At 38.5% G+C, this 18,471-nt stretch carries 22 protein-coding genes; all 22 read left to right on the forward strand.

Annotated elements, in window-relative coordinates; all coding sequences use genetic code 11:
* Nucleotides 1–62: 62 nt before the first annotated feature.
* The 22 genes from CZ367_RS01120 to CZ367_RS01235 all read left to right on the forward strand — a co-directional run bounded on the left by CZ367_RS01120 (nucleotide 63) and on the right by CZ367_RS01235 (nucleotide 18,468).
* Nucleotides 63–641, forward strand: coding sequence for a P-loop NTPase family protein (locus tag CZ367_RS01120; RefSeq protein WP_237581461.1), 579 nt, complete (start codon nucleotides 63–65; stop codon nucleotides 639–641).
* Nucleotides 634–1,116, forward strand: coding sequence for a hypothetical protein (locus CZ367_RS01125; protein ID WP_077195348.1), 483 nt, complete (start codon nucleotides 634–636; stop codon nucleotides 1,114–1,116). The genes CZ367_RS01120 and CZ367_RS01125 overlap by 8 nt, the downstream gene beginning before the upstream one ends.
* A 71-nt stretch (nucleotides 1,117–1,187) precedes the next feature.
* Nucleotides 1,188–1,373, forward strand: coding sequence for a hypothetical protein (locus CZ367_RS01130; RefSeq protein WP_077195351.1), 186 nt, complete (start codon nucleotides 1,188–1,190; stop codon nucleotides 1,371–1,373).
* A 477-nt stretch (nucleotides 1,374–1,850) separates the two neighbouring features.
* Entirely contained in the window at nucleotides 1,851–2,018 is a 168-nt protein-coding gene (locus tag CZ367_RS01140; protein ID WP_237581463.1) for a hypothetical protein, read from the forward strand.
* Between the two features lie 424 nt (nucleotides 2,019–2,442).
* Entirely contained in the window at nucleotides 2,443–2,727 is a 285-nt protein-coding gene (locus tag CZ367_RS01150) for a DUF3127 domain-containing protein (RefSeq protein ID WP_077195355.1), read from the forward strand.
* A 263-nt stretch (nucleotides 2,728–2,990) separates the two neighbouring features.
* Complete coding sequence (locus tag CZ367_RS01155) at nucleotides 2,991–3,413, forward strand: hypothetical protein (protein WP_077195356.1); 423 nt, start codon at nucleotides 2,991–2,993, stop codon at nucleotides 3,411–3,413.
* Nucleotides 3,414–3,539: 126 nt separating this feature from the next.
* A complete protein-coding gene (locus tag CZ367_RS01160; RefSeq protein WP_077195357.1) occupies nucleotides 3,540–3,899 on the forward strand; it encodes a DUF4134 domain-containing protein in 360 nt (119 codons plus the stop codon).
* A gap of 82 nt (nucleotides 3,900–3,981) precedes the next feature.
* Nucleotides 3,982–4,266, forward strand: a complete 285-nt coding sequence (locus CZ367_RS01165) for a DUF4133 domain-containing protein (RefSeq protein WP_077195358.1) — start codon at nucleotides 3,982–3,984, stop codon at nucleotides 4,264–4,266.
* Between the two features lie 19 nt (nucleotides 4,267–4,285).
* Nucleotides 4,286–7,204, forward strand: coding sequence for a TraG family conjugative transposon ATPase (locus tag CZ367_RS01170; RefSeq protein ID WP_077195359.1), 2,919 nt, complete (start codon nucleotides 4,286–4,288; stop codon nucleotides 7,202–7,204).
* A 17-nt stretch (nucleotides 7,205–7,221) separates the two neighbouring features.
* Complete coding sequence (locus tag CZ367_RS01175) at nucleotides 7,222–7,968, forward strand: hypothetical protein (RefSeq protein ID WP_237581464.1); 747 nt, start codon at nucleotides 7,222–7,224, stop codon at nucleotides 7,966–7,968.
* Nucleotides 7,969–7,998: 30 nt separating this feature from the next.
* Nucleotides 7,999–8,688 (forward strand): hypothetical protein, encoded by a 690-nt coding sequence (locus CZ367_RS01180; protein WP_077195361.1) that lies wholly within the window; start codon nucleotides 7,999–8,001, stop codon nucleotides 8,686–8,688.
* On the forward strand, nucleotides 8,685–9,356 hold the full coding sequence (locus CZ367_RS01185; protein WP_077195362.1) for a DUF5045 domain-containing protein: 672 nt from the start codon (nucleotides 8,685–8,687) through the stop codon (nucleotides 9,354–9,356). The genes CZ367_RS01180 and CZ367_RS01185 overlap by 4 nt, the downstream gene beginning before the upstream one ends.
* Before the next feature lie 21 nt (nucleotides 9,357–9,377).
* A complete protein-coding gene (locus CZ367_RS01190; RefSeq protein ID WP_077195363.1) occupies nucleotides 9,378–10,715 on the forward strand; it encodes a TraJ family protein in 1,338 nt (445 codons plus the stop codon).
* Nucleotides 10,716–10,718: 3 nt separating this feature from the next.
* On the forward strand, nucleotides 10,719–11,315 hold the full coding sequence (traK, locus tag CZ367_RS01195) for a conjugative transposon protein TraK (RefSeq protein ID WP_077195364.1): 597 nt from the start codon (nucleotides 10,719–10,721) through the stop codon (nucleotides 11,313–11,315).
* A 6-nt stretch (nucleotides 11,316–11,321) separates the two neighbouring features.
* On the forward strand, nucleotides 11,322–11,813 hold the full coding sequence (locus CZ367_RS01200; RefSeq protein ID WP_077195365.1) for a hypothetical protein: 492 nt from the start codon (nucleotides 11,322–11,324) through the stop codon (nucleotides 11,811–11,813).
* The gene (locus CZ367_RS01205) at nucleotides 11,813–13,066 is read left to right on the forward strand and encodes a conjugative transposon protein TraM (RefSeq protein ID WP_077195366.1); all 1,254 of its coding nucleotides are present in this window, start codon (nucleotides 11,813–11,815) and stop codon (nucleotides 13,064–13,066) included. The genes CZ367_RS01200 and CZ367_RS01205 overlap by 1 nt, the downstream gene beginning before the upstream one ends.
* Before the next feature lie 47 nt (nucleotides 13,067–13,113).
* Nucleotides 13,114–14,049 (forward strand): conjugative transposon protein TraN, encoded by a 936-nt coding sequence (gene traN / locus CZ367_RS01210; protein WP_077195367.1) that lies wholly within the window; start codon nucleotides 13,114–13,116, stop codon nucleotides 14,047–14,049.
* A 5-nt stretch (nucleotides 14,050–14,054) separates the two neighbouring features.
* Nucleotides 14,055–14,555: a hypothetical protein gene (locus CZ367_RS01215; protein ID WP_077195368.1), complete on the forward strand. Its 501-nt coding sequence runs from the start codon at nucleotides 14,055–14,057 to the stop codon at nucleotides 14,553–14,555.
* Between the two features lie 151 nt (nucleotides 14,556–14,706).
* Nucleotides 14,707–15,357 carry a hypothetical protein gene (locus CZ367_RS01220; protein WP_077195369.1) on the forward strand — a complete coding sequence of 217 codons (651 nt, stop codon included), beginning with the start codon at nucleotides 14,707–14,709 and terminating at the stop codon, nucleotides 15,355–15,357.
* Between the two features lie 16 nt (nucleotides 15,358–15,373).
* On the forward strand, nucleotides 15,374–17,725 hold the full coding sequence (locus CZ367_RS01225) for a type IV secretory system conjugative DNA transfer family protein (protein WP_077195370.1): 2,352 nt from the start codon (nucleotides 15,374–15,376) through the stop codon (nucleotides 17,723–17,725).
* 10 nt (nucleotides 17,726–17,735) lie between these two features.
* Nucleotides 17,736–18,119 carry a helix-turn-helix domain-containing protein gene (locus tag CZ367_RS01230; protein ID WP_077195371.1) on the forward strand — a complete coding sequence of 128 codons (384 nt, stop codon included), beginning with the start codon at nucleotides 17,736–17,738 and terminating at the stop codon, nucleotides 18,117–18,119.
* A 106-nt stretch (nucleotides 18,120–18,225) separates the two neighbouring features.
* A complete protein-coding gene (locus CZ367_RS01235; protein ID WP_077195372.1) occupies nucleotides 18,226–18,468 on the forward strand; it encodes a hypothetical protein in 243 nt (80 codons plus the stop codon).
* The last annotated feature ends 3 nt before the right edge of the window (nucleotides 18,469–18,471 follow it).

Raw genomic sequence — 18,471 nt, forward strand, 5'->3', positions numbered from 1 at the left:
CATCTTGGCAAGAAGANACCTTATGCGGCTTATTCGCAAACTATCTCTCCGTTGAGAAAGAAGTGCCATTACTTGTTATTGATGCTGACCCACAGCAAACTTTCTCTGGCCGCCGAAAAGACGACTTGCGTAGACAACCCGAAGCGCCTTACAAGGTTCAGTCTATGACTATCAAGAATCCTGAAAGTACTCACGTTATTATGCAAAACTTGCGTACACTACCAGGAACTACCATTATTGACACTCCAGGTAGCTTGACCCAAGAAGGAATGTTGCAGCTATTGATTAATGCCGACTATATTATCTGTCCATATCACTACGATCTCAATACGATAGATTCTACTCGTGCTTTTCTACTTGCTATTTTTCGGTTACGCCAAAGCTATCCACAAATTAAAGCACAATTCATCTTCGTCTGCAACAAGTATGATGTGCGAGTTGGAAAAAATAGCGAGCTGAAAGCATGGAAGATTGTGGATGAGTATTTCCAGAAGTTCGGTATTCTTGCCCCTCGTATTGGTAGTTATGCTGATTTGGAACGTTACAATACCATCGGCAACAATGACAAGGTGGCAAAACACACCAAACGTTGCTTCGATTTCATTTACAAAACCATATATAACATAGATGACAATGACTAAGTATAAATCAGATATAGCCGACTCTGCATCGAATATGATGCAGCTGCCAGGAACGTTGGAAGGGATGCTCCAGGATATTCATGGACAAAAGGAAGTTTCTACCTCACAAGAAGAGAGTATTGAAATTGCAACACCAACAGCACCACCTCATACACCAGTAGCCCCGAAAAAGGCTAAAAGGCAGAAACAGCCTATTTTATCTCAGGCTACAGCTCCGACAATGGTAGATGGTGATGAGCTGTGGACAGCCTTCTGCTCCCAGTGTGCAGAAGAAGATAGCTTACCCAAGGTTGTGGGGAAAGATGGCAATATGACCCTTTGTAAAGTGAATAAGGACATTCTTGCAACATTCCGTAAATATGCAGTTGGTGGGTATTCCACTCAAACCATCATCAATGCTATTCTTCACAGTTTTGTACTGCATTACAAAAAAGAATTCAGCCAGTATAGGGTTACTGGTAAGCCCTTATTATAACATCGAAGATGCTTAACAAGTACTTTCATCATCTTGGCAAGAAGATAATTTTCAAATGTGTCAAATGGCTCATGATAGCAGTTATTGCTTGTATCACGTGGATTGGTTTCATTGGTGAGCAGGTCAAATCGACAGGGCTTCGCCTATACAAGCAGGGTCAGCTGCTCTATATTGAGACCGCAAAACCGCCTTTGCCTACCGCTAAGAAAGACAGTGTGCTTAATAAGTATATAGAAAAGAATAAACACTATGAGTAGAATTGCAACCATATGGAACGCTGACAAGATTAACTTCCTGGTCGAAAACTATGCCCATGCGAGCAATCGTAAATTAGCAGAAACTCTTGGAATTTCGATTCAATCTGTTAAAAACAAGGCTTATGAGTTAGGATTAAAGAAAGAGTGCGCCAAACGTAAAATATTCCCTTCTGTAGAAGATAATATTCTTCGAATGAGTGAAAATAACTCGTACCGTTCTGTTGCTGAAAAACTAAATATTTCGGTTTCGTCTGTAAATATTATAGTCAATCAAGCAGCAACGAAAGGACACCAAAAGCGAAGTAAGGCAAATACTGCTAAGATAATGTCAGAGACGAGAATCCGTCTTATAAAACGAGAACGTGCAAAGGCTATTTTTGGTCTTAGTCAGGAAACAAAGATCAAAGTANTATCTTCGTCTGCAACAAGTATGATGTGCGAGTTGGAAAAAATAGCGAGCTGAAAGCATGGAAGATTGTGGATGAGTATTTCCAGAAGTTCGGTATTCTTGCCCCTCGTATTGGTAGTTATGCTGATTTGGAACGTTACAATACCATCGGCAACAATGACAAGGTGGCAAAACACACCAAACGTTGCTTCGATTTCATTTACAAAACCATATATAACATAGATGACAATGACTAAGTATAAATCAGATATAGCCGACTCTGCATCGAATATGATGCAGCTGCCAGGAACGTTGGAAGGGATGCTCCAGGATATTCATGGACAAAAGGAAGTTTCTACCTCACAAGAAGAGAGTATTGAAATTGCAACACCAACAGCACCACCTCATACACCAGTAGCCCCGAAAAAGGCTAAAAGGCAGAAACAGCCTATTTTATCTCAGGCTACAGCTCCGACAATGGTAGATGGTGATGAGCTGTGGACAGCCTTCTGCTCCCAGTGTGCAGAAGAAGATAGCTTACCCAAGGTTGTGGGGNAGCCAGTAGTTGAGTATTATCCGCTAGATTTTCTTACAGAAAATGGTGCAGCAGAAGAAGAAATTTTCAATGAACTTAGAAAAAGAAATATTAATGGCTAACAGATAAACTTAAAACAAATAATTATGTCACAATGCAAAGGTAAGGTTATCGCTATAGGCGAAATCAAAACTGGCGAAAGTCAGAGAGGTAAGTGGTCTTCACAGCAATGGGTTGTCGAAGAACAAGGTCAACAATATCCAGAACATTGGGTACTAGAAACTTTCGGTGAGGAAAACATCAACAAGTTTGACCTCCGTGTCGGTGATTTGGTGGATGTTAAGTACACTGCTCGTTATACAGAGAAGAACGGTAGTTTCTACCCTTCTAATCGTCCATGGGAGGTCTTGAAAGAGCAACAATCAACATAACACAGAATTGTTTAAATGAATAGTACGGATTGCATTAAGTGTGCAGTCCGTATTTTTTTTGTTATACTAAATAGACAAATAAAGCTATTCAAGCATCAAGAAGACAATTTATAATGTTGTTTTTCTCCCAATAGTTATATTAGCAATTTGTTTTATTGTTATTAACTTACTATTCCATAAATTTGTAATCGTTTTCGCAAAGACCTTTACCCGAACTTTGAAATTTTGCGGAAAACAAACGAAACTAAATATATATATGTCTTATGTTTGGAACTTTTATGACCATAATCATTATCGGGTATATAGGCTATTATGGCTATAACATTATTCACGATCTTTATTTTGATAAATCAGGTGAAGTAGTGTCAGTTGCCACAGTTGACGAGCAAGAGGTAGACATCAAGGATGAATTGGGTAGTTTTACCCAATACGATGCCGATGAAGACCGAAAGATTGCTGAACAAAAGAAGAAAGAAACCAAAACCACAGAGGACGAAACAGCACAACTATCAGGCGGTTCTGCCTTTTCGCAAAAAGAGACGTTATCCGACCTCGATATTCCTGCTACTATGACAGGAGGGATAGAAGCTGACCAAATACAAGGATTAATTAATTCCTTAGAAAACACTGACGAAAGTTCTGACTTTTTTATTGTAAAGTCTGTTATGAGTCCAACCAGCATATAGTGTTATCATTTTAAATACACGATAGGTTCCAAGCCGTCCAGCGCAGTTTCCTGTTGTATGGGAAACTGCCAAAAGGCTTCTTTTCTCGGTACTTTAATTCGAAATAAAATAATTTATTAAAATTCAATGTTTCAATTAAAGCATTTTTTCAATTCTGCAAAAAAAGTATTAGCTAAAACGAATGTTTCTGCTAAGCGTTATTGTGCGCTTTTTCTTCTTGGCGCAATGTATGTTGTACAGGCTTTTGCACAAGGTATTGGTGGAAAAGGATTCGCTTCTGCCACGACCGAAATTCAAAGCTATGCAACTCCAGTTAAGAACCTCATGTATGCCATTGCTGCAGTGATTGCATTGGTTGGTGCTTTTAATGTGTACTTCAAAATGCAGAATGGCGATCAGGACGTGAAGAAGACCATCATGATGACTATTGGCGGTTGTGTCGCAATGGTTGCCATGGCTACAGCTCTCCCAATGTTCTTCAAGTAAGGATTACAAGCAAGATATACCCGATATAAGGATTAAATAATCTTTTATCGGTGTATATCAAGCCATCAAAAGACACTCACAAATGGGAGAAATAATTAGTTATCCTGTTTTCAAAGGGTTACAAAAACCTCTTGAATTTATGGGAATCCGTGGGAAATTTATCTACTATGCAGCTGCTACTTTCTTACTTGGATTTATTGGCTTTTTAGTATTCAACATTCTATGGGGATTCTTTGCAGGGCTCATAGCCTTAGTAGCAATAGCTGGAACAGGTATAATTTCTATTTTCATCAAACAAAGACTCGGTTTGCACGCAAAAAAACGCTATAAAGGCTACCTATATTATATTGGTCTATTCGATTATTAATGATATTATTTAAGATATAATGGGAAAGAAGAAAGAACGACCATTTGACAAACTATACGCAGAACTCGAAGACATCAAGGACGCTCGTGGCGACCTGATGAATACTGTTCTTTTCTCGAAGAATGGCAATTGGGCTGTTATCATCGAAATAGAAAACCCTGTGCAGCAGTATTGCACGGACTCCGCCTTGTACTATGGCTATGCAGACATTCTAAGCAATATCATTCAGACTTTGGGTGAAGGCTACTGTCTGCAAAAGCAGGATGTGTTTTGCAGACAAGGCTATGAGCATGAAATTACCGATGATATGAGCTTTTTGTATCAGTCGTATTTTAAGTATTTCAAGGGACGTGAATACACCAACATTCGTACTTTCCTTATTATCACCCAGGAAGTCAAACAAAGCTCCTTTGTGAAGTATGATCCGAAGGTATGGCTCGACTTTCACTCAAAAATCGGCAAGGTCATCAATATCTTAGCCGAAAAGGGCATCCCATACTATAAATTGAACAAGAAAGAAGTGGCCGAGTACGTCCACCGCTTCCTTGCCTTCGACTTCAAACCGCATCCATTCTCGTTGAACAACATGAATGTTACGGATGAGTACATCAAGGTTGGCGACCGTGCCATCAAGTCGTTTTCGCTTGTCAATATCGACACGATAGACCTGCCCACCTTTATCCGTCCATTTAACACGATGGCAGTAAACGGTTTCAAAATAGCTACCGACCTATTATCGTTTCTCGCTGATATACCATTTACCGACTGTGTAATCTACAATCAGGTCATACAGATACCACAACAACGTCCGTTGATGCGGAAACTGCAAGGGAAAGCAAAAAGACACGACTCTATGCCTGACCCAAGCAACAAGATTGCCAAGGCCGACATCGACCTTGTGTTAGATCTCCTTGCCAAAGAAAGCCAGTTGCTCGTCTATACAAACTTCAACATCATCACTTCTTGTCCTCTTGCTAAGGTCAATGGTGTTACCTCATATTTGGAAACAAAATTATATGATTGTGGAATTATGCCTTCAAAGGCTTGCTACAATCAACTGGAGTTATTTATCAACTCTTTCCCTGGTATGTCATACTCTTTCAATAAAGATTATGACCTATTTCTTACCCTTGCTGATTCCGCTCTGTGCTTAACTTATAAAGAGCATATGAAACATAGTGAGGAATCAAGACTTAATGTCTATTATACTGACCGCCAGGGAATACCAGTCTCAATTGATATAACAGGAAAAGAAGGTAAAATCAAATATACAGACAATGCTAATTTCTTTTGTCTCGGTCCAAGTGGTAGCGGTAAGAGTTTTCATATGAACTCGGTAGTTGCCCAACTGCTTATGCAAGACACCGATGTAGTAATGATAGATACTGGTGATAGTTATGAAGGTATCAGCCATTATTTTCATGGTACTTATATTGCATACAGTAAGGAGAAACCAATCTCTATGAATCCATTTAGCATCACTCTAGACGAGTATAATCTAAACTTCGGCGAGAAAAAGCAGTTTCTTAAATCGCTAATTTTCCTTATTTTTAAGGGCAACGAAGAGCCTACAAAGATTGAAGATAAAATTATCAATCAGACGCTTGTAGAGTATTATGAAGAATACTTTAACCCCTTTGAGAAATTCTCTGAAAAGGATCGTGAGAAACTTCGTGAGCGTTTAATGCTTGAAGATAAGAAAAACGGCGACTATGCACGATATGAAGAGAAACTGGAAGAAAAATATGGCGATGACTATATTATCAGTGAACTAGAGGGGAAACAGTCCGCATCATTCGATTCTATCAGCAATAAAGATAGAACAACTAATGTGAATGATGATGAATTAGAGTTCACTAAAGAAGAGAAAGATCATCATGCTAAGATTGAAAGACAGGTAAATAAGCTACGCAATGTTATTAATGATCAAGCAGCCACCGATGGTGAGAAAGATAATGCCAACCGCCAGTTGGTGCGCCTGATGCCCGAACTCATAGAGGGCAAATACCTCATGCGTATCGAAAAGAAGATTGACAAAATAGAAAAGCAAAGAAAAAAGCTGAATGTCAAGAATCTATCTTTCAATAGCTATTATGAGTTTGCCCTGGAGCGCATACCCCAAATAATGACAGAAAAGAAGATTGATTTTGATATTGATAACTTCGCTGCCATTTTGGAACAATTCTATAAAGGTGGTGAGCTGGAGCATACACTTAACAATAACCTCGATAAATCGTTGTTCGACGAAAAGTTTATAGTCTTTGAAATAGATAAAATCAAGGATGACCCTATACTTTTCCCTATCGTCGTACTGATTATTATGGACGTATTCCTACAGAAGATGCGCCTAAAAAAAGGTCGAAAGGCTCTCATCATTGAAGAAGCGTGGAAAGCAATATCTTCCCCTACAATGGCAGGATATATTAAGTATCTCTACAAAACAGTTCGTAAGTTCAATGGTATTGCAGGTGTCGTTACACAGGAACTCAATGATGTGATAGATTCTCCTATTGTTAAGGAGGCAATCATCAATAACTCTGATGTAAAAATACTCTTGGATCAGAGTAAGTTCAAAGACCGTTACAGTGATATATCCGCAATCCTCGGTTTGACCGATGTGCAGAGGCAACAGATCTTTACGGTCAATGCCTTACCACCCAAAGAAGGTATCCCTTATCATAAAGAAGTATGGATAAGCCGTGGGCAATACTCTGATGTGTACTCTGTAGAAGTCCCTCCAGAATGGTACTGGGCATTCACCACCGAGCGAGTAGAGAAAGAGGCTTTAAAAATCTATGAGCGTGCCTTTGACAACAACATCGAGCAAGCCATCACACATATTGAGGAAGATCGCAAGAAGATGAAGATAGGGCGTTACTTTGATTTCGCTGTACTGGTCAATAAACATCAAAACATAATGAGCTTATGGGAAAGATAAAAAAACTGATGATTGTCATGGCAATCATGTTGTTCTCGGTCAATTCTGCCAATGCCTGGGGCAGAGTGGTGTATGATAAGAACGCTATCGCTGCCGTTGGGGCCAATACAGCCTTTCAGACACTTATAGAAAATAAACATAATACCCAGCTGGACTCTATCCGTTCCAAACAAGGCAAGATTATGTCTTATACTGCTTCAATGGAATCAATTAAGGAGCTTTATCGAATGTCAATGCAAAATATTCGTGGATTTGGTGAAGAATCTGCGTATTACAGACAGATGGCAGAGCAGTTTATTCAGGTGCCAGGCAATACAGCAAGAGCTGTAAAGGCAATCAACAGATGTCCTGGTATTAACTATGTTAACAGCTTGAATGAGATCGTCAATATTCAGAATGAGGTTGTCGGTCTGATAGAAGATTTTGTAGACATTGTGAATAATGGTAAGGTAGATTTATCAGCATTTACCAGTGGGAAGAGCAACGACAAGTTATCCAATCTATTAAAAAATGCCCATATAGGAAAAGGTGATGGTTATAATTTTCTTGATCGATACGAACGACTGACACTCGCCAATAAGCTACTCTCACATATCGTCGATATAAATACACGTCTCCAACAGATTGTATATATCTGTGAGTTTTGCTGTACATTCAGCAATCTTATGTATTCCATCGATCCTTTGACGTGGGCATCTTTCTTTTCGGGGAAGAACATAGTGGATGATGTCGTCAGCGACTGGAACTATCATATGAATAGCTAACAATAAGTAGAATCTAAAAATGAGAATCGTATGAAAAAAACACTTCTATCCTTGCTACTGCTTGTTACTTTCCTAACATCAAGCCAAGCAGGTATTATTATCCCAGATGACCTGCTAACCATTTCAGCCTTGATAGAGCTTCACAAGAAGATGGCCAAGGCCGAAGATGTTGCCGTAAGGCAAGTAGGCACAAGTTATGGTGAGCAGCAAATTGCAACCAACAATTCATCGAAGTTCAACGATGTGCGCACAACGCTCAACACCAAACTCAATAACGCCAACCAGTGGATCTTTCTTGCAGCAGCTGTTTCCAAAACCACACTCGATATTGGAAATACTACCAAAGAATACATACAGTTTGTAGAGCTTACAGGGAAAAATATCTTCCGCAAACCCCAGATTGCGTGGTATTTCGCCGAGGCCAACTATAATGTCAGCAAGCGAGTGTCACTGTTAAAGAAATCCGTGGCTATGTTAGTAGCCTCTGAAAAGAATATCCTAAAAGCCTCTCTTAGCGAGAGAATCCAAATGATATGCGAGATACAAGAACAAATAGCCGTGATACGAGGCATTATCAGTCAGGCGCTCTTTTGGAGCAGATGCGTGGATATTGGTAGCTTTAAATATGACTATATTTGGGACATTCTCAATAGTGATGTATATGAAAAAATTGCCCATGATCTTATAGGAGAATGGAATCAAAATCTTACAGCCTTATGAAAATTTATTTATCCATATTATTTTCCCTCTTGTTTTCTACGACAACCTTCGCCCAAGTACCAGTAAGGGACAAGCAGAAGGAGCATCAAATCCGTTCTATGGAACAAGGGCATTGGAACTTCTCACCAGACTGGTGGTATTTGGCATTCCATAAAAAATATAGCGGTGCCTATACGAAATGGCAGTGGCGAGGTCTTAAAAGTGGTTGGCGTGTTCACTTTGATGAAAGCAGATCAAATATCAAAACAGTTGGGCCTAGGCGTGAAGCACAACTAATCACATTGTTATTGAAAGAAAAAATCGTAGAAACCGAACGCAAAAAGATCGAAGAACTCAATAAAGAAGAGATAGCTCGTGCAGCTGACCGTAATGTAGATCTTGTTTATGGGAAATACAAGGAGCTGTTTTCAGATATGCAATCTGCAATAACAGAAGGCCTAACCTACTGTATGATTCGGAGTAAAGGGAAGATGTCATCAAGTATCAAAGAGCTTACAGATAGAAATGAAGTTATTACGTCTAACATTGCCTATCTCCGAAAAACAGGAGTGGGCTATGAGCTAGAAAACGTAAAAAGAGAAAAAGGATTTGCCCAAGCAAAGAAAGATATGGAAGAGTTGGTAAAGAAAGTAATCTCTCTCGCTCGTCTTGCTAAAGCTTATTATTAAAATCATATAACAAGAGAAATTATGACAGATCTATTGTTAAGTATAAATCTCACACTATCCATCTTTACAGACCAGCTACTAACTATGGGCTTGCCTGTCATCGACGATAACCTTAACAAATTGTTGAGTGCAATGAAAGACCCACCAACACTAGGATTGTTCGACGAAATGATAATAATGGCAACAGACTTAGGAATAATTCTTGCACTTTGCGTAGGCTCATACGAATGTTGGATGATGATGCTTGGCCGTCGAGGTATGGATGTTATGAAAATAGCTCGCATTATAGGACTTGCTATCTGCATACAATCGTCAGGGTTTATTTGTACTGCCTTAGAAAGCCCAGGCAATTGGCTTGAAACTAAAACACAGCGCATGGCAAAAGACGCTAATAAGAAAGTAGCAACTTTAGAACGAGCAGTAGCAACAAAGCAACAGGAGTATGTTGACTCACTTCGTAGTCAGCAAGCCAAACAGGAAGAGCAGAAGGCTGCCCAAGATGCAGCTACAGAAGATGGCTTATTGGATAAGATTCAACATAGTGTAGAGAATTTGGGTAATAGCATTAAGAATTATGCACAACAAGCAGCTGTACTCGTAGAAACAAAGATTAGCGAATGGGCCAACGACATTATTCGCTTTATCGGGGAAATCATCTTCCAAATGACGTATTATGGTATGTTAGTAGGACAGAGAATTTTCCTTAGTGTTCTAAGAATCTTCTGTCCAATAATGTTTGCACTATCCATCGTCCCACCTTGGAGAAGTGCCTGGTCGCAATGGATGTCTAAATACTTGACTGTTTCACTTTGGGGATTCCTCGTTTACATCATTGTGTATTATGTTGATTACATTGTTATATACTACTTACGATCTGATTTGACTGCATACAACAACCTCTTGCATAATGCTGCTAATTGGAACAATATTGGAGCACTTGGTATGCAAGCCATTGGTACGACTTGTATGTATGTTGTTGCCATGCTGACTGGAGCAAAAATATTAAGTATGGTACCAGAGGTTTGTTCATGGCTAATACCTGGAGGTGTATCATCGGGTATGGGATCTACCGCAAGTGGTGTGGCCACAGCTGCTGGAGCTGCTGGAGTTGGTGCAGCCACAAGTGCAGTTGGTGTCGTAGTTGGTGGTGCAGTAGGTGGTTCATTGGGAACTGCTAGTGTTATGGGTGCATATAGCCAGAATAGAGGCGAAGGAAACTCTGTCACCAGTTCAATAGCGAATAGTGTTATGAGCAACACTACCATGGGACAGTCTTACGCAAGAGGTGGAGATCGTGCAAGGAACTACAATAATGTTGGTAAAAGTGATGAAAATTATAAACGTAAAGATAGTCAATAGAATATGCTAATACAAAGCTTAGAAAAAAAGACCAGGCTTGCCCTGATGACCGTATTGCTAACAATAGTTGGCAATGTGGTTGTCTGTGGTATGCTCATCGTCTACGGATCAAAGATTTTATCAGAAGAACGCAATCAAGTATATGTTCTTGATGGTGATATACCATTCCTTGCTCAACGCAGCAAGCAAGAAGCAAATTTTGTTATGGAGGCAAAGGCACATATTCAGCTTTTCCATCAATACTTCTTCACCTTACCGCCTGACGATGACTACATCAAATGGACGCTTGGAAAGGCTATGTATATGGCCGATGGAACAGCAATGAAACAAAAAAAAGCTATGGAAGAAAATGGATTCTTTTCTGATATAGTTTCATCTTCTGCCACTTGCACTATAATGTGTGATAGCATAAAGCTGGATGAACAAAGCCGAAAATTTACTTACTATGGCACTCAAAATATACGTCGTCGAACAAGAAGTATTCGTCGTACTTTGATAACCAGTGGTGAATTAGAGAATGTACCGAGGACGCAGAATAATCCTCACGGATTGATCATCACTCGTTGGAAGACATTAAAGAATATTGACCTTGAATATTGATAAAGTATGGCAACAAAAGGGAAAGAAAAGAAACTGCCCAGATATAAAAGGCAGATTCGCTATGTCTGTTGGAAACTCTCCAAAGGATGGCAAGTTAAGAATAAGATAGAAAAAAGTAATCAATGGGCTTCCGAAAATCGAAAAACATTTTTTGCCCTAGTAGTTGGAATACTATCATTTATTTTTGTTACTACTGCTATCTCTACTCTATATGATTTGACAAGATCAAATAGTAATAATACGCAAATGGATTTCAGTGGAAAAACTGAATCTATTGAGAATATCCAACCTATGATGAATGGACTTCGTCAAATTGATGAAAGAAAAAAAGGAGAAAAGATAGAAATAAAACAACTGACAGATCGAGGAATTACTATCCATAAAGAACTAGACTCTCTGTTGGCCATTGACGTGAAAAGTCATTCTGACTCTGTTCGTATCATACAAGACTACCGTCAATTAGAAAACATCGTAAAATTTTTAAAGAAAGGAAAATAATGAAAAAATTGAATTTAAAACAGCCGAAATATATATTTCCGCTTGTAGTTTTCCTGCCTTTGACCTTCCTTGCATACGAGGTTTCCAATATGTTTGAAGGTAATAGTACCACATCAGCAAAGGTTGCAACAGATTCCCTAAATATGGAACTGCCTGATGCTGACAATCAAGCTATGAAGGATAAGATGGCAGGAATGGAAGAACGTGGTATGGGAGAAGGTGGTTATTCAGCTATTGACGGTTTAGGAAATGATGAAGACAAGAAAGACTCCCTTGGAAATGGTTATAGCGAAAGTGAAATGGATCAAATAGACAGGGACAACGCAGAACGAATGGCGCAACAAAAAGCACAGGAAGAAATGGAGCGAAGTCTTGCCGAGTCACGAAAGCATATCAATTCGTATGCAGGAAGTGGCTATGGTGGTGGCTATGGCAGTAGTTATAGAGGTGGTTCTTCGAGAAGAAGAAGTAGTAGTCGCCAAGATGAACTTGATGATTACGCCAAGGAACTTGAATACATACAGAAGAGAAGTCAGGCTGCTCAACGTGCTATTGCTGCAGGCAACGGAAGCTATGGAGGAAACAATGGTTCTTATGGTAATTATGATGATCCTTACTCAGTAGGTTTTGGGAATAATGGACGTTCGCAAAACTCATCAAAAGGTAAATCCAAGAAGGATACAGAAAAAGTAGAGACTGTTGAAAAAGTAAATAGTCCAAATGCAGATCGCTTTAATACTGTATCAGCTAACAAGAATGTGGATGCTCCACTCATTAAGGCTATGATTGATAAAACAACCAAAGCGCATGAAGGGACACACTTACGCTTTAAGCTATTGGATGATGTTACTATCAACAAAGTTCTTCTCAAAAAGGGAACATATTTGTATGGACTTGTTACTGGTTTTGGTCAGCAGCGTGTTCGTGCTAATATCACTAGCATCCTTGTTGGAAGTAAGTTTATCAAAGTCAATCTATCTGTTTATGATAATGATGGTATGGAAGGCTTCTATGTTCCAGAGTCAGCTTTCAGAGATATGATGAAAGAGGCAGGTTCACAAGCAATGCAACAGAATATGCAGTTCGGTAATAACTATGGTTCTACTTTAAGTGGAGAATCGGTAGCCTTACAAGCATTACAGAACATATATCAATCTGCAAGTAATGCAGTTTCTGCCAACATTCGAAAGAATAAGGCTCGTATAAAGTATAACACCATCGTATATCTTATAAATACCTCTGCCGAGGAATAGTAAAGATATTCAATTTTGAAAATTAAGAAACAATAAAGAAGAAACAAATGAGAAATTTAGTATTTACTTTATTAGCATTTTTATGTGCGACTCCCATTTGGGCACAGAAAAAGTATCGTGACATTGTTCCTGATACTGCCAAGGTTCATTATATCCACCGTCAAAGTATGGAGGATGCTTACATTTTCAACAGTGATTTGCCCAAAAATACTGTTTATGTAAACGAACAAGTAACTACCCATATTGTTATGCCTGAGAATATAAAGCTCGTTGATATTTCTACGAATAATATCATAGGCAATCAATGTGAAGACAATATTGTGCGTATCAAACCCGCAGGTAGAATGTATGATCATGAGCTTGCTGGTACAATGACCGTTATTGGGGAACGTCATATTTCACAACTCAATATTGTCTATGTAAAGGGACCAGCTCGCGCCAATTCTATATACAACATCGACCTTCGAGACACAAAGCGTTATAATAATCCTGATGTATTGATGCCCGAAGCAGAAATGGCAAAGTTTGCCTGGGCTATTTACGGTATACCTGCACACTTTCACAACATTCAGTACAAGAAGTATGGCATTAAGGCAGTTGTTAATAACATATATGCTATTGACGACTATTTCTTCATAGATTTCTCTCTATATAATAATACCAACATCAAGTTTGATATAGATGAAATACGCATTAAGCTAACTGATAAGAAAGAAACGAAAGCTACCAATACCCAAACTATCGAGCTTACGCCAGCTTATATGCTTAACAAAGTCAATTCATTCAAAAAAGGTTATCGCAACATCATAGTATTGAATAAGCTTACCTTCCCTGATGAGAAAATCCTAAATTTGGAAATTTCCGAAAATCAGATTTCTGGTCGAGCAATCTATATTCCAATCGAATACTCTGATATTCTCCATGCAGACGGATTTGATGAGCAGTTAATGAGAAGTTTATCAAGAATTAATAATTTAAGATAACAGTGATGAAAAAAATACTATTATCCCTATTGTTAGGTTTTACCCTTCTCTCACAAGCCTATGCTGGAGATGGAGATGAATTTATTACGGTCAATGCAGGATTACTATTTCAAAACACACTTAACGCAACCTTTGGATATGAGAAGGAATTGCGTTATGACAATGCTTTTGAAATTTTCGGTGAAGTGGGAAACCGATGGTCGAAGGATCCCGAATGTGGTAAGGTGTGTAGTAAATCTTTTTGGAAGAAGTACTATTGGAATGGTGGTATCTTGTATAAGAAAAGTCTTGTGCGGTGGAAAAATTCAACGCTCCGTCTTGATCTTGGCCCAGTAGCAGGTGCATATCGAGGAGATTACTTCTTTGGTGCAGAAGGTAGCTTTGAATACAGCTATACTTTTGCGAGAGGATGGAAACTTACCCTCAAACAAAAGAATAATGTAAACTTTATGCACGGTGATACTTTCCGCAATGGTCTAACCATCGGCGTGAAGATACCTCTTTAAAAAGAAAAGATATGATTATAGCTCCACAACAAGATTATCCTCTTAGCAAGAACATTACAGCTTTAGAAGCCTATATGTTTATGACTACAGAAAAATCCACAAGAGCACAATGTGTTTCAAAAATATATAGTAGAACAATTGAACTAGAAATATGAAAAGAAAGATTAATTCCATAATATGGACAGTAGCAATGATACTATTTTCCTTCCAAATGTCTTCTTGTTCAGAACATATAGAAGACAGGAACAACTATGTCGCTACTGGCTCTGTTTTACTTTCTGATAATAGCATTATATCAGTCAATGGGTATGACGCATCCAAGATGAAAGCCGTAGGAGTTGTTGTTGGAACAAGACAGGACAGTATTTGGGTTGTTTCAACCAAAAATCTGGGACAATATACTTACCTTGATACTCTAACGAGTGTCTCAAATGTATCTCCAGATGAAAAAGCCTTGTGCGGAATAGATAACACTTCGGCTATACTCAAATCAGATCGCAAAAGTCCTGCCGTAGAAGCAATTCTCAATCTTTCTTCTCCTGTTAAAGGGTGGGCATTACCTTCCATTGGAGAATTGAAAATGTTGTTTGCTAACGTAGTAACAATAGGGAAAGTTATGGAAACTATAAATGGCGATCCTTTCCTCCAGGAGCCTTACCTTAGTTCTACACAAGACGGCTCATCCACACAGACAGAAGAGTTATATGCCAAATGTATCTCTTTACATTCAGGATATATTTCTTCTATTCTTAAGACTGACCCTGCACAGGTTCGTCCTATCCTTCGTATGAAAATAAAATAATAGAATAATCTCTGATATGGCTATTGAAGAAACCAAAGAGCAGCAACAGATATATAACATATTTCGTAGTTGCATCTATATTGTGTTGATATTTGAAATTGTGATGAATTTGCCATTGGCTGCAAATGATCCGATTGCCAAGTTCTTATTATCTTTTCTTTACAAGCTGAAACTCTTTAATAGCGTTATTGGCTGTAAGTTTATGGAGCTTGTGTGTATAGGTGTAACTTGCATTGGCACAAGAGCAAAGAAGGAGTTAAAATTCAATATGAAGAATATGGTTGTTTATCCATTGATTATTGGATTCTATCTTGTCGTTACAAGTATTCTTGTGCATAAAGACGCATGGGGAGGCTCTCTATTTGGCTTTCCTACTAATCGTATGATCTATGCCGTATGTTCCATCATTGGCATTATGCTTGTTCATCAAGGATTAGATGCTATCAGTAAGTATTTCAATCATAAGCTTGGTATCGATAGATTCAATTTTGAAGAAGAGAGTTTTCAACAAATGGAGGATAAAATAGAAAATGATTATTCGGTTAATATCCCGATGATTTTTTATTTTAAAAAGCGTATGCGAAAGGGATGGATAAACATTATAAATCCTTTTCGTGCCACTCTTGTCCTCGGCACCCCTGGTTCTGGTAAGTCTTTTGGTATTATAGATCCTTTTATAAGGCAACATAGTGCTAAAGGGTTTACGATGATGGTTTATGATTATAAATTTCCTACACTTGCAAAGAATCTATTGTACCAATATTGCAAAAATAAGAAATACGGTCATTTACCCGAAAACTGCGGATTTCATATTATCAATTTTGCAAATGTGCGCTATTCAAACCGCATCAACCCAATTCAAAAAAAATACATTCCTGACCTTGCTGCTGCCTCCGAAACGGCAGCGACACTGCTTGAATCTTTGAACAAGGGAGGTGGCGACAAGAAAGGTGGTTCAGAGGCATTCTTTAAGAATGCTTCCGAGAACTTCCTGGCTGCCATCATTTATTTCTTCGTCAACTTTCACCCAACTGGCTATTTAAAAGGTAAAAAACTCAAAAGGTTCTTCCGCTATACTCGAACTATCAACATAGATAATGTAGAAGAAGGCGTTCTTCAATTAGTTTATAAACAGTGGACAGACTATGCTGGTGTTAATGAGAAAGACGAGGTCGTACTTGACTTCAACAATGAAGAGATGGTCAATATGTCATTAGATGGTAATGGATTATATGTTGATCTGGATGGCTTTTCTTACGAAGATTCGGACGGTTGCTTAGTAAACATCTTGGAGACCTGGTATGAAGACAATAAGGGAAATAGAGTTATTCCCGACACTAGAACAGGAGAATTCTCCGATATGGCTCATGTACTCCAGTTTCTTAATAAGCCTTACAATGATGTATTCAGAATATTAATGAGTGATCGTGCCATTAAGCCCCTTATGGCTCCATTTGAGTCAGCTTTTAAGAATAAGGCTATGGATCAGTTGGAAGGTATGGTTGGTACTTTGCGTGTGGCAGCAGGCCGTCTTGCTACCCAGGAAGCCTATTGGGTATTTACAGGCGATGACTTTGACCTAAAGATTTCAGACCGTGAGCATCCCAGCTATCTTGTCATTGCCAACGACCCAGAGAAGGAGCAGGTCATTGGCTCACTCAATGCCCTTATCCTCAATCGTCTTGTCATGAAGATTAACAGTAAGAACAACTATCCCTGTAGTCTTATCGTCGATGAGTTGCCAACGCTATACTTTCACAAGATTGACCGCTTGATAGGTACGGCTCGAAGCAATAAGGTGGCGGTGACATTGGGCTTTCAGGAACTGCCACAGCTGGAGGCGGACTATGGCAAGAATGGTATGCAGAAGATAATATCCACTTGTGGTAATGTATTCATGGGAGCAGCTCGTAATAAGGAAACACTAGAATGGGCTCAAAATGATATATTCGGAAAGGTAAAACAGACAAGTAAATCTATATCTATCAATGATCAAAAGGTTTCTACGTCTATATCAGAAAAGATGGATAATCTTTTACCAGCTGCAAAAATAGCAGATATGGCAACAGGTTGGTTGGCTGGGCAAGTGGCAAGAGACTTCACGCCAACTCCTAATGATGCAATGAATACCTTTGAGATAGAGAGTTCAACAGAGTTTAAAACCTCTAAGTACTTCTGTAAGACAAACTTTGATATGAAGAAGATAAAGACGGAGGAAGGAAAGTACGAAGACATTCCACCCCTATACGACTTCGGCTCAGATCGCAATATGGAAATTATCCTAAGTCGTAACTTCATGAAAGTCGAAACAGATATTGACACGATGATAGGAGAGTTATTACCCCAAGGTGTAACAGTAAAATCTTAACAAGAAACCTATGAAAATAGATAACATAGACAAAATAGATAATATTGGCGAACGACTAAAAAGCGTTCGTCAATATCTCATTATGACCCAGCAACAGGTAGCAAACACAACTGGCATCCCTGTCATTACTATATCTAAAATAGAGCATAATAAGGTCGTTAATTCCGATTCATTCATTAAAATGATACAATTCTATTCCAATTACATATCTGTGGACTTTTTGTTAGCCAAAGATTTTAGAATTGCAGATGCAGATCGATATGCAAAATCATTCTCCCTCAACACTATAGTAAAAGCCAAACTTGAACTTTTGAAACAACAGTTTACAAAGGATATAGAAAAATCAAAGAACGACTTTGTTGTTAAAATCACAGACACCATTAATCTACTATAGCACTTAATAAAATTCATCCACGATTTGATTATTGTGAAAATATTTTTTATCTTTGATGTATAAGCATATCATAACTTTAGATTACTAATTCAAAAAGATAACTATTATGACGGCAATGATTATTGGACTGATTGTATATTTGACTTACTGCATAGTCTCCCTGTTCGTTAAACTGATGTTCTGGGTAGTGTACGCATTAGGTATAGCTTTATATTTTACAGCCAAGTATGGGATAAAAGTATTTAGCTATGGTTATAAGTTTTTGTCGATTATAGTCTCTCTTATAATAAAACAAGTTGTAAATTCAGGAGAAAAAGGGCATGTAAAAGATGAAAGTTTTGCAAATTAGATA

Source organism: Prevotella ihumii, assembly GCF_900155655.1.
Taxonomy (GTDB): Bacteria; Bacteroidota; Bacteroidia; order Bacteroidales; family Bacteroidaceae; genus Prevotella; species Prevotella ihumii.